At 64.9% G+C, this 12,128-nt stretch carries 12 protein-coding genes and 1 pseudogene; all 13 read left to right on the plus strand.

The window, feature by feature from the left end; translation table 11 throughout:
• Positions 1-94: 94 nt before the first annotated feature.
• Positions 95-916: an outer membrane beta-barrel protein gene (locus VFW93_RS17090; RefSeq protein WP_329695157.1), complete on the plus strand. Its 822-nt coding sequence runs from the start codon at positions 95-97 to the stop codon at positions 914-916.
• 14 nt (positions 917-930) lie between these two features.
• On the plus strand, positions 931-1,563 hold the full coding sequence (locus VFW93_RS17095) for an outer membrane beta-barrel domain-containing protein (protein WP_329695158.1): 633 nt from the start codon (positions 931-933) through the stop codon (positions 1,561-1,563).
• Between the two features lie 29 nt (positions 1,564-1,592).
• Entirely contained in the window at positions 1,593-2,093 is a 501-nt protein-coding gene (locus tag VFW93_RS17100) for a TlpA disulfide reductase family protein (RefSeq protein WP_329695159.1), read from the plus strand.
• Entirely contained in the window at positions 2,090-2,338 is a 249-nt protein-coding gene (locus tag VFW93_RS17105) for a DUF4266 domain-containing protein (protein ID WP_329695160.1), read from the plus strand. Before VFW93_RS17100 ends, VFW93_RS17105 begins: the two co-directional genes overlap by 4 nt.
• Positions 2,325-3,464, plus strand: coding sequence for a DUF3570 domain-containing protein (locus tag VFW93_RS17110; protein WP_329695161.1), 1,140 nt, complete (start codon positions 2,325-2,327; stop codon positions 3,462-3,464). Before VFW93_RS17105 ends, VFW93_RS17110 begins: the two co-directional genes overlap by 14 nt.
• A gap of 18 nt (positions 3,465-3,482) precedes the next feature.
• On the plus strand, positions 3,483-4,133 hold the full coding sequence (locus VFW93_RS17115; protein ID WP_329695162.1) for an AraC family transcriptional regulator: 651 nt from the start codon (positions 3,483-3,485) through the stop codon (positions 4,131-4,133).
• Positions 4,134-4,214: 81 nt separating this feature from the next.
• The gene (locus VFW93_RS17120) at positions 4,215-6,164 is read left to right on the plus strand and encodes a hypothetical protein (RefSeq protein WP_329695163.1); all 1,950 of its coding nucleotides are present in this window, start codon (positions 4,215-4,217) and stop codon (positions 6,162-6,164) included.
• Positions 6,148-9,330 (plus strand): tetratricopeptide repeat protein, encoded by a 3,183-nt coding sequence (locus VFW93_RS17125; RefSeq protein WP_329695164.1) that lies wholly within the window; start codon positions 6,148-6,150, stop codon positions 9,328-9,330. The genes VFW93_RS17120 and VFW93_RS17125 overlap by 17 nt, the downstream gene beginning before the upstream one ends.
• Entirely contained in the window at positions 9,327-9,677 is a 351-nt protein-coding gene (locus VFW93_RS17130) for a hypothetical protein (RefSeq protein WP_329695165.1), read from the plus strand. Before VFW93_RS17125 ends, VFW93_RS17130 begins: the two co-directional genes overlap by 4 nt.
• An 85-nt stretch (positions 9,678-9,762) precedes the next feature.
• Entirely contained in the window at positions 9,763-10,422 is a 660-nt protein-coding gene (locus VFW93_RS17135; RefSeq protein ID WP_329695166.1) for a MotA/TolQ/ExbB proton channel family protein, read from the plus strand.
• Between the two features lies 1 nt (position 10,423).
• Positions 10,424-10,921 carry an ExbD/TolR family protein gene (locus VFW93_RS17140; RefSeq protein WP_329695167.1) on the plus strand — a complete coding sequence of 166 codons (498 nt, stop codon included), beginning with the start codon at positions 10,424-10,426 and terminating at the stop codon, positions 10,919-10,921.
• A 9-nt stretch (positions 10,922-10,930) separates the two neighbouring features.
• A complete protein-coding gene (locus tag VFW93_RS17145; RefSeq protein ID WP_329695168.1) occupies positions 10,931-11,425 on the plus strand; it encodes a biopolymer transporter ExbD in 495 nt (164 codons plus the stop codon).
• Positions 11,422-12,128, plus strand: a pseudogene (locus tag VFW93_RS17150) (energy transducer TonB); the annotation flags it as partial. The gene VFW93_RS17145 and the pseudogene VFW93_RS17150, both read left to right, overlap by 4 nt.

Genomic DNA, 12,128 nt, shown 5'->3' on the forward strand with positions numbered 1-12,128 from the left:
ACAACCCCATGCCCCGGGGCCAGGACGAGTTCAGCGCGGCCGCTTCTTCCATGTTTTCACCGCCAGACCCGCTGACCGGGGCCTGCAACCCACCATGATGGCGACACGCATTTCCTCTCCTGCCATCGCAGCGCTCCTGACGGGCATGCTCTGCCATGCGGGTGCCCGTGCGGCAGATGAGTCCACACCGCCTGCGGCACCTCAGGCAGTGGTGCCGGCCGAGGCCAAGGCTACCGAGCGCGCTTCGGCAGAACGTCTGCAGGTCACCGAGCCTTACATCGAGCTGCACACCGGCCCAGGTCGAGGCTTCCCTGTCACGCAGGTGGTGCTGCGCCATGAGTGGATCGAGATCGAACTGCGCCATACGGACTGGTACCGCGTGCGCACGGCCAAAGGCCAGGTGGGCTGGGTCGTGCGGCAGCAGTTGACCTCGACCCTCACCGCAGCAGGCGTCGGCAAAAGCTTTCGGGACATCATGCTCGACGACTTCCTGAACCGCAGCCTGCAGATGGGTGCCGCCTGGGGTCGTTTCAAAAGCGAGCCGGCGCTCAAGGCCTGGGCCGGCTACCGCATGTCGGAAACACTCAGCCTGGAGCTCACGCTGGGCCAGGTTCAAGGCAAGTTCGCGGGATCGGATTACTGGCATGTCGACCTGATGGCCGAGCCCTGGTCGGATCAACGCTGGTCACCCTTTGCCAGCATTGGCGTGGGGCGTTTCAAGAACGAGCCCAACGCCAGCCTGGTGGGCGCCACCACGAGCAACTCCAAACTGACCCATGCCGCCGTGGGGCTGAACTACCACGTGAGCGATCGCTTCTTGCTGCGTGCCGACTACGGCCTGCACACGGTCTACCTCTCCGACTCGGTCACCACCGAATACCGCGCCAGCTCCATTGGCGTGGCCTTCTTTTTCTAGACGGACTCCGGCCCATGTTTTACCGAACCCGCTCGATCGCGCCTCGCCTGCTCCCGCTGGTGCTGTGCCTTGCCTTTGCAAGCGCCCAGGCAGAAGAACCACCCATCGTGCCGCAGGTTGAGCCGCGCGAAGTAGACGTGCCGCACTTCCCGTCCAATGACTTCGACTTCGGTCTGTTCATGGGCACCTACTCGACGCAGAACTTTGGCGCCAGCAAGGTGCGAGGCTTCCGTCTGGGTTATGCCATCACCGAAGATTTCTTCGTTCAAGCGGCTTTCGGGCAGACCAAGGTCAGTGACGAGGCCTTCCGCCAGGTGCTGCCCGGCGGCGTCTTCGAGGAAGAGCAGGAAAAGCTCAGCTACTACAACCTCTCCATTGGCTACAACGTGCTGGCCGGTGAAGTGTTCATTGGCAGCAAGCATGCCAAGCCTTCGGCCTTGTACCTGATCGGTGGCGTGGGCAGCACCAAGTTTGTCGATCGCAAGCGCCAGACCATCAACTATGGCGCAGGCTTTCGCGTCTACCTCAACGACTGGGCCGCCTTGCAGCTCGACGCACGCAACCACATCTTCACGCTGGACATCCTGGGCAAGCAGCAGAGCACGAACAACCTCGAGTTCACCGCTGGCGCGACCTTCATCTTCTGAGGCCACACAGGATGTACCCGCACCAGACCATGCGCCTTACCCACTGGCTTCGCTACAGCCTGACGGCACTGGCTGCCAGCTGCGCCCTGCAGGCCTCTGCCAATGTGCAGGTGGCCTCTCAGGCACCTGACTTCACCTTGCACGCCATGAAGGGCCCCAACACACGCCTGCAGGAACTCCGCGGCCGGGTGGTCATGGTCAATTTCTGGGCCACGTGGTGCGGCCCGTGCCGGCAAGAAATGCCCCACCTCAATCGCCTGCACGAGAAGTACAACCGAGCCGGCCTGGTCCTGCTGGGCGTGAACGTGGATGACGATCCTGCCAATGCCGCCGCCGTGGCCACCAAGCTGGGCATCCAGTTCCCCGTGCTGCTGGACACCGACAAGAAGGTCAGCGATCAATACGATCTGCAGGCGATGCCGTCCACCTACCTGATCGACCGTGACGGCAAGGTACGCTTCGTGCACCGTGGCTACCTCAACGGCTATGAGGCCCTGTACGAGAAGCAGATCCGGGAGCTGTTGAAATGAGCGCGCGCTGGCATACCCCAAGGCTGCGCTTCATCAGCCTCCTGACCCTGACGGGCTTCACGCTGTTGAGCGGTTGCGCCATCCAACCCTGGGTCAAGCCTTATGAGCGCGAGCGCATGGCCGACCCGATCATGAGCTTCACACGCGGGACGCTGGCTGAAAAGAGCCGCGAGCACGTGCGTGATGTGCGCGAAGGCGCCAGAGGCGCCACTGGCGTACAGGGAGGCGGCTGTGGCTGCAACTGATCGCATCCATTCTTCCTCACGCGGCCTGGCACGCGTGGCTTTTCAATGGCTGAAGCAGGTCCTGGGCATCCTGGGCAGCCTGTTTGCCGTGGGCGGCGCCAAGGCGGTTGACCTGGGAACGGACCGCGCCGAACTCCTCTACCACCTGCATGATGGCGGCGGCGTCAGGGCACAAGGGCCCGCCGTGCTGGTGCGCAAGAACCTGCTCGACAAGGTGGCCGTCACGGGCACCGTGTATGTCGATGCGGTCAGCAATGCCTCCATTGATGTCGTCACCTCGGCCAGCCCCTTCAGCGAGCGGCGCACCGAGTATGGCCTGAACGCCGACTACGTCTACCGCAACGCCCAGATCACCGTGTCGACCAGCACCAGCCAGGAGCCCGATTACGTGGCCAAGCGCATGGGCCTGGACATCTCGCAGGAGGTGTTCGGTGGCCAGTCCACCATCTCCATGGGCTTCACCCGCGGCGCAGACAATGTGCGCAAACATGGCGAGCCCAGCTTTGCCGCCACGGCCGATCACTGGCAGTACCGCGTCGGTGGCTCGCTCATTCTCACGCCCCGCTGGATCGCCAGCCTCAATGCCGAGGCCCTGGCCGACAACGGCTATCTGGGCAGCCCCTACCGCGTGGCCTATGTGTTTGGTGCGGCGGTACCCGAGCATGTGCCCGCCACGAGATCATCGCGTGCGCTCAAGTTCCGCGTGGCAGGGGACCTGGGCTCGCGCGATGCCGTCCAGTTTGGCTACCGCTATTTCTGGGACACCTGGGGCATTGCATCGAGCACCCTGGATCTGACCTACAGCCGCTACTTCGGAACCGAATGGCTGGTTGACGTCACGCTGCGACGCCATGCCCAGCACAAGGCCCTGTTCTACAGCGACAACGCCCAGTCGGATACCCGCTACGTCTCGCGCAACCGGCAACTCAGCACCTTCGACGACACCAGCCTGGCTGGCAAGGTGGCCTACACCTGGAAAAAGGTGCCAGGCCAGTACGACATCACGCTCAACGGCGCGCTGGAGTACGTGCAATACAAGTTCAAGGACTTCACGGACATCCGCACCGGCCAGCTCTACCACTACAACGCCAGCGTGATGCAGGTGTTCGTGTCCTCCAATTTCTGACGAGATGAGTGCTTCACCATGCGCCTGCGAGCCCTGCCTCTGATCCTGACCGCGCTGATGAGCTGTGCGGCGCTGGTCCACACCAGCCGTGCGGCCGAGCCCGTGCCACCCGTTGCCGCCAGCGCCCCCGGCACAACGGTCAGCACGACGGCCAGCGCGCCTGCAGCCGCTGCTGCACCAGCCAGCGCAGCCGCCAGTTCGCCCGACACCAGCACGCCAGCCCCCGCCACGCTGGACGAGCGCATCCAGGGCACCAAGCGCGATGTCATCCAGCTCAACCGCGATCTGCTGGTGCTGGAAGAAGAACTGCTCTTCCCTGCCAGCACGCAAGTGGCCGTGTTCGTGTCGCTGGACGTGGGCAAGCTGTTCACGCTGGATTCGGTACAGATCAGGCTGGACGACAAGCTCGTGGCCAACTACCTCTACACGCCACGCGAACTCGCCGCCCTGCAGCGTGGCGGCGTGCAACGTGTCTTCCTGGGCAATCTGCGCGTGGGCGAGCATGAACTCGTGGCCACCTTCACAGGTGTGGGCCCGCACGAGCGCGACTACAAACGCGGCGCAACGGTGAAGTTCGAAAAGGGCACAGAAGCCAAGTACATCGAACTGCGCATCGAGGATGCCACGGCCAAGCTGCAGCCCGAGTTCAACGTCAAGGTCTGGCAATAAACGACCATGCCGACCATGCGTCTTCCGCCTCTTCGCCCGCGTCCACTTCGACCCGCCGGCCCCTCACGCGGCATGAGTCGAATGGCGCCCGTGGCCCTGCGCGGCCTGGCCGTGCTCACGATGGGCATGCTGGGCTTGAGCTGGCCGTTGCTGGCCCATGCCGCTGGCCAGGAAGCGAAGCCACCGCGTCTGGTTCAGGCGCCGCACTATGGCGATGTTGTCTTCCATTTCTTTCAGGAAGACTATTTCACGGCCACCACCACGCTGATGGCCTCACAGCACTTTCAACGCATCGCGCCTCATGACGACGAAGCCGAGGTGCTGCGCGGCGGCATGCTGCTGAGCTATGGCCTGCACCGTGACGCCGGAGACATCTTCACGCGCCTGATCGAGCGAGGCGCCAGCCCAGCCGTGCGCGATCGCGCCTGGTTCTACCTGGCCAGGATCCGCTATCAGGTGGGCGAACTGGCGCTCGCGCAAGAGGCGCTGAGCCAGATCCAGGGGACGCTGCAAGCCCCCCTTGATGAAGACCGCAGCCTGCTGCAGGCGCAACTGCTGATGGCCCGCGCAGACTACAAGGGCGCCGCGCAAGTCCTGCAAACCATGACGGGCAAGACCCCGGCTGCACGCGTGGCGCGCTTCAACCTGGGCGTGGCGCAGATCAAGGCGGGCGACACGGCCACCGGCACCGCCACGCTGGACGCGCTGGGCCAGGAACCCGTCGACAACGACGAGCAACGCGCCCTGCGCGACCGTGCCAATGTGGCCCTGGGCTTTGCCGCCCTCGCGGCACAACAGGCACCCGCCGCGCGGCAATACCTGGAGCGCGTGACACTGCACGGCCCCGAAAGCAACAAGGCCCTGCTCGCCTATGGCTGGGCCGCGCTGGACCAACATGCACCGCAATCGGCGCTGGTGCCCTGGCTGGCGCTCACTGCGCGAGATGGCCAGGACTCGGCCTCGCTGGAAGCCCGCATTGCCGTTCCCTATGCCTATGCGCAACTGGGCGCCAGCGGGCAGGCATTGCAGCACTACACGGCCGCCATCGACAGCTTCGAGCGCGAGCGTCTCAGCCTGAATCAATCCATCGAGCTGATTCGATCTGGTCAACTGGTCGACAGCCTGCTGACCCGCAACCCACAGGGGCACATGGGTGAAGGCTGGCAGATGGACGACCTGCCCGATCTGCCCCACCCGGCGCACCTGAGCTCGCTGCTGGCCACCCACCCGTTTCAGGAAGCCTTCAAGAACCTGCGTGATCTACGCCACCTGGCGCAGCACCTGCAAGCCTGGCGAGACAAGATCGACATCTTCAAGGACATGCTGGCCACGCGCCGACAGGCCTTTGCCGACCGCCTTGCCCAGGTCAACGCACGCACCAGCGCGCAAAGCATCCAGGCCTTGCAACAACGCGTCGATGCCGCCTCGGCGCAAGTGGCGCAAGGCGAAGTCGACCAGGACGGCGTGGTGTTCGCCGATGTCAGGCAACAGGCCTTGCTGGACCGCGTGGCCCGCGTTCAAGCCATCACCCAGGCACCTGATGACGACCCCGACATCGTGCAGGCCCGCGAACGCATCCGCCTGGCCGCCGGCGTACTGAACTGGCAGCTTGCACAAGAGCAGCCCGTGCGACTGTGGGAAGCCCAGAAGGCCCTGCGCGCCATGAATGAAGGCCTGGCTGAAGCGCAACGCCGCGACGCCGCCATTGCGCTGGCCATGCGAGAAGAGCCACAACGCTTCGACCAGTTCGATGACCGCATTCAGGCCCTCGTGCCCTTGCTCGATGTGATGATCCCCAAGGTGGCCGCACTGAGTGCCGAACAGCAGACCGTCGTGCAGGACATGGCCGTGGCCGAACTCACGCGCCAGAAAGAGAACCTGGACGCCTATACGGTGCAAGCTCGCTTTGCCGTGGCGCAACTGTATGACCGTGCCACGGAAGGTGGCAAGCCCACATCAGACGGTCAGACTGGCACGCAAGCAGGCAGCAGCAAAGACCAGAAGGGAGCAGCCGATGCGCCCAAGCCTTGACGCCACCTGGCGCCTGTCTCTGCTCGCATCGGCCTGTTTGCTCAGCGCCTGCGGCATCCTGCGCAGCAGCAAGGAGCCACCCACCCTGCGTTCACTGGCCTCGCAGCAGATCACGGTCAAGCCTGACGCGGTGGAAGGCATCAACGAAGCCCAAGCCATCCAGGCCTATCGCCAGTTCCTGGACAGCGCGCCCAACTCGCCGCAAAGCGCCGAGGCCTTGCGCCGCCTGGCCGATCTGGAGATGGACCGCGCCGACAAGCTCAGCGCCGATCCCAATGCCACAGGCGAGCCTGACTACCGCGCCGCCATCGCCCGCTATCAGGAACACCTGGCGGCTCACCCACAAGCCCCCAACCGTGACCTGGTGCTGTACCAGCTCGCCCGCGCCCAGGAGCAGGCTGGCCAACTGGAAGCCGCCCTGCTGACCCTGACCCAGCTGGTGCAAGCACACCCCGACACGGCCTATGCCGACGAGGCCCAGTTCCGCCGCGGTGAACTGCTGTTCAGCGCCCGCCAGTACGCGCAAGCAGAAAAAGCTTACGCGGCCGTGCTGGAGCCAGACCGCATCAACCCCTACCGAGACCGTGCGCTGTACATGCAGGGCTGGTCGCGCTTCAAGCAAGGGCGCCTGGACGAGGCGCTGCATGCCTTCTTCGGCGTGCTGGACATCAAGCTGGGGCACAACCCTGGCGAAGGCAACCTGAGCAGCGTCGAAGGCCTGGGCCGCGCCGAGCGTGAGTTGCTGGAAGACACCTTCCGCGTGATCAGCCTGTGTCTGACCAATCTGCAAGGCGCCGAGAGCATCGCCAGCTACACCAGCGCGCCCGTATCCGCGCAGACACCGCAGGATGCCCGCCAACGCTACGCCTTCCACGTCTACGAACAACTGGGCGAGTTCTACCTCAAACAGGATCGACCCAAGGACGCGGCTGACACCTTCAACCTGTTTGCCACACGCGCACCGTTGGATGCCCAGGCGCCCAGATTGCACTCGCGCGTCATCGAGATCTACGAACGCGCCGGTTTTGCCACCCTGGCGCTGGAGGCCAAGAAGCAGTTCGTGGCGCACTACGGCCGCCAGAGCGACTTCCGCACGGCCAGCCCGCAAGCCTGGGCCACGGCACAGCCGCTGGTGCAGACCCATCTGGCGGAACTGGCCAGCCACCATCACGCCCTGGCCCAACGCAGCAAGCGCTCTGCGGACTATCAGGAAGCCGTGCACTGGTACCGCGAACTGCTCGTGTCCTTCCCGGATGCCCCGCAGGCTGCCCGCAAGCGCTTCCTGCTGGCTGAACTGTTGTTTGAAGACGCTCGCTTCGCCGAGGCCATCACCGAATACGAACAGGCCGCTTATGACTACCCCGCGCATGCGCAAAGCGCCGATGCCGGTTATGCGGCCTTGCTGAGCCACGCGCAAGTTCAGAAAAGGGCAGACGCCCAGGCGCTGCCCACCTTGCAACGTCAAGGCGTGGCCAGTGCCTTGCGATTTGCCAAGGCCTTCCCCACCGATGCGCGCACGGGCCCCGTGCTCAGTGATGCAGCCGAGAAGCTGTACGCGCTCAACGATGCCAGCCAGGCCGCGCAAGTGGCCCAACAGGTGCTGGATCTGAAGCCGCCCGCCGCCGAGCCACAACGCCGCGTGGCCTGGACGATACTGGCCCACACCGCCTTCGAGCGCCAGGCCTTTGACACCGCAGAACAGGCCTATGCACAGGTCTTGCTGCTCACGCCCGCGCAAGCCGCTGGCCGCAACGAGCTGATCGAGCGCCAGGCCGCCGCGGTATACAAGCAAGGCGAACAAGCCCGGGCTGCAGGCCAGTGGGGCGACGCGGTGGCCCACTTCACCCGTGTGGCCAGCGTGGCCCCGCAATCGGCCATCCGCGCCAACGCCCAGTTCGATGCCGCTGCCGCGCTGATCGCCATGAAGGACTGGGGTGCCGCTGCTGCGTCGCTGGAAGACTTCCGCCAGCGCTATCCCAAACACACGCTGCAAGCCGAGGTCGCGCCCAAGCTGGCGCTGGCCTACACCGAACAAGGCCAATGGGCCAAGGCCGCCAGCGAGCTGGAACGCGTATCGGCCGGCAGCAGCGATGCCACCGTGGCTCGTGATGCCCTGTGGCAGGCCGCCGAGTTCCACGAGAAGGCCGGGGCCCGCGCTGCCGCCGCCAAGGCTTACGAACGCCACCTGGCGCAGAGTCTGGCCATGCGCCCTGCCCCGTTGTTGCCTGCCATCGAGGCGCGCGCCCGACTGGTTCAACTGGCCAGGGAAGACGGCAACGCCAAACGCGAGCTGGCGCTGCAAAAAGACATCTACCTGGCTGATCTCAACGGTGGCAACGAACGCACCGATCGCACCCGCTATCTGGGCGCCACAGCCGCACTGGCGCTGGCCGAGCCCGTGGCCAAGGCCTACCGCGAGGTGGCCCTGGTCGAGCCCCTGCAAAAGCAGCTCAAGCTGAAGAAGGCCAGGATGGAAGAGGCCCTCAAGGCCTATGCCCTGGCCTCGGAGCCCGGCGTGGCCGATGTGAGCACGGCGGCCACTTATCACATCGCGTCCCTGTACCGCGACTTCGGCAAGGCCATGCTGGCGTCTCAGCGCCCCAGGAAGCTGTCAGCCGTGGAGCTGGAGCAATACAACGTGATGCTGGAAGAACAGGCCTTCCCGTTTGAAGAAAAGGCCAGTGATCTGCATGAGGTCAACGCCCGCCGCGCCGCAACAGGCATCTACGACGAATGGGTGCAACGCAGCTTCGACGCCCTGCGCGAGATGCTGCCGGTGCGCTATGGCAAGCGCGAACGCGGCGAAGGCGTCGACACCTCGACCATGCCCTCCCGCGCGAAGCTGAGTGACGCTGCCACCGCATTGGAGCAAGCCGTGCAGCAGAACCCGAAACAGCCAGCACGTTTCAACCAGCTGGGCGCCACCTATCGCCAGCTGGGCCAGTTCGACAAGGCCCGTGCAGCCTATGAACAGGCCATCGCGCAAGACGCCAGCTACGCGCCAGCGGTGCTCAATCTGGGCATCCTGTCCGACCTGTACCTGGGTGACACGGCGCGCGCCCTCACGCTGTACGAACGCTACCTGACGCTCACCCCCGCTGGCGATGCCACCGTGGCCAAGTGGGTCGCCGAGATCAAGAAGCGCAAGCCCAAGGAGGCCTCATGAAGCGTCCCTTCCATGTGTTCGCCACATGTACCGCAGTGTGTACCGCCACGTGCATCGCCCTGGCCAGTGCCCCTGCGATCGCGCAAGACCGTGCCGTCATCGACCCCACCACGATTCTGGGCAACCGCGAGCTGCCCAAGGTGCTCTACATCGTGCCCTGGAAGAAGCCGGTGCCGGGTGACCTGAGCGGGCGCCCGCTCGTCAGCGTCGTCGATGAAGCCCTGGCGCCGATCGACCGCGACGTGTTCCGTCGCCAGTTGCAATACCAGTCTCAACAACAAGCGCGGCAACTCGCGCAACAACAAGCCAAGGCCGCCGAGGGCGCAGCGCCAGCCACGCCCCCCTGACGTGGCATCACGCGCTGCACACCGCCTTTCTGTTCAAGCCCTGCCTGCCCCACACCTGCCCCATCTGTCATTGGAGATCCGAGCCATGAATGCCTTCGAAACCGCCGTCAAGTTTTTCCAGGATTGCGGCCTGTTCATTTACCCCAGCGTGCTGATCATGGCCCTGGGCGTGGCCATAGCCGTTGAACGCTTCATCTACCTGTCGCGCGCGCGCCGTGACAACAGCAAGGTGTGGGCTCAGGTGCTGCCCCTGCTGCAAAAGGGCCAGTTCAAGGAAGTGCTGTCGCTGACCGCCAATTCCGACGCGGCCGTGGGCAACATCGTTCACCACGGGCTGGAGCGCATGCAAAGCCCCGGTCGCCGTGAAGACTTCGATGCAGCCATGGAAGAAGGCATGATGGAAATCGTGCCCCGCCTCGAAAAGCGCACGCACTACATCGCCACCTTTGCCAACGTGATCACGCTGGTGGGCCTGCTGGGCACCATCATTGGCCTGATCAAGGGCTTCACGGCCGTGGCCCAGGTGAACCCGGCAGAGAAGTCCGAGATGCTGTCGGCCAGTATCTCGATCGCCATGAACAACACGGCCTTTGCGCTGATGGTGGCCATTCCCTTCCTGCTGATCCACGCCTTCCTGCAATCCAAGACCAGCGAGATCATCGACGGCCTGGAGGCCGCCAAGATGAGCTTCCTCAACGTGGTGACGCGCATCCGCGCCGAACAGCAGCAAGCCTCGGGGCGCTGACATGGCCGGCCGATCCAGAAGGAGGCGCCAGACCGCGGCGCACCTGGAAATCACCGCCTTCATCAACCTGATCGTGGTGCTGGTGCCCTTCCTGCTGTCCACCGCAGTGTTCTCGCGCCTGGCCGTCATCGACCTGAGCCTGCCTGCCCAAAGCTCGGGCGTGGCGCAACTCAAGGTCAACGAGCTGCAACTCGAAATCGTGATCCAGCCCGAAGCGCTGGAGGTGGGTGACCGTGTGGGCGGCCTCATCGAGCGCATCCCCAACAAGGATGGCGTGCCCGATGTGGCGGCCTTGTCCAGGCTGGTGCAGCAGATCAAGAACAAGTTTCCCGAGAAGCTGGATGCCACCGTGCTGGCGCAAGCCAATACGCCTTACGACACCCTGGTGCAGGTGATGGACGCCGTGCGCGCAGGGCATGTGGTGCAAGGCAACCAGATCGTGCGCGGCGAACTCTTCCCCAACATCTCGATCGGTGACGCACCGGTCGCCACACGATAGAGAGGGGCCATGTCACTCACCCCCAGACAAAGGCGCGCGGAGCGGCGCGCACGGCACGGCAATGCGGTGGACATGAACCTCGTGTCCCTGATCGACGTGTTTACCATCCTCATCTTCTTTCTGCTGTCCAACGCGGGCGGCGTGGAGACGCTGGCCAGCCCCAAGTCGGTGAAGCTGCCGATGTCCGAGGCTCAAACGGCACCGCATGAAACCGTGGTGATCGTGGTCAACGCCACCGAGATCGTGGTGGACGGCCGCAAGGTGGCCGCCGTGGCCGATGTGATCGACGCCCGGGAAGACCTGATCGCGCCCTTGAAGGCGGAACTGGAAGCGCTCGCCAGCCGTGAAGTGATCCGTCAGGAAAACAATGCGCAAGCGCGGCGCCTGACCATCATGGGCGACAAGGACATCCCCTACCGCCTGCTGCGCAAGATCATGGCCACCAGCGCCAGCGCCAACTATGCGGACGTGTCCTTTGCGGTCCGCCAGAGGAGCGCATCGTGAGCACCGCCGCCTTGGTGTCTTTCCGCACCCCGGTGCTGGCCTGGGCAGACTCGGCCGATGACGAGCGGCTGTTCAAGCGCGTCACCAGCACCGTGCTGATCATCACGGTGATCTTGTGCCTGATCGTGCTGCTGTCACCCACGCCTGAGCCTGATCACACGCAGGCGCCCGCATTGCCCGCACCCATGGCCAAGTTGCTGCTGGAACACACGGCGCCACCCATACCCGTCAAGCCCGCGGTGCAGCCTGAGCCACAAGCCAAGGCCGCCCCCGTTCAGGAAAGCCAGCCCGTGCCGGTGAAGGCAGCACCTCGCAAGCAGGCCGCGCGCATCAAGGACGAACCCAAGGCCGCACCGGTACCCGAAGCGCGTGCACCGGTTGACAACAAGCCCGCCGGCGAAGTCGAGGCTGCGCGTCGCAAGGTGGCCGGCATGGGCCTGCTGGCCGCGAAGGACGAGATCGCCCAGGTACGTGGCGCGCCCGTTGCAGTGCAACTCAACACCAGCATCAAGCAAGGTGCGGGCGTGGGCAGCGGCGCGGGGCCAGGTGTCGGGGCAGGCAACCAGCCGGGTGTGCCCACGCGCGCGCTGATCACCTCGAATGCCACGGGTGGCAGCGGTGGCATCAACACCAGTGGCTACAGCCGCAACACAGGCGGCGGGGGGCTGGCTGGCCGCGCCACCACGCTGGTTGAAGGTGCGGC

Origin of the sequence: Aquabacterium sp. (genome assembly GCF_036279675.1) — a bacterium.
Lineage (GTDB): Bacteria > Pseudomonadota > Gammaproteobacteria > Burkholderiales > Burkholderiaceae_C > Aquabacterium.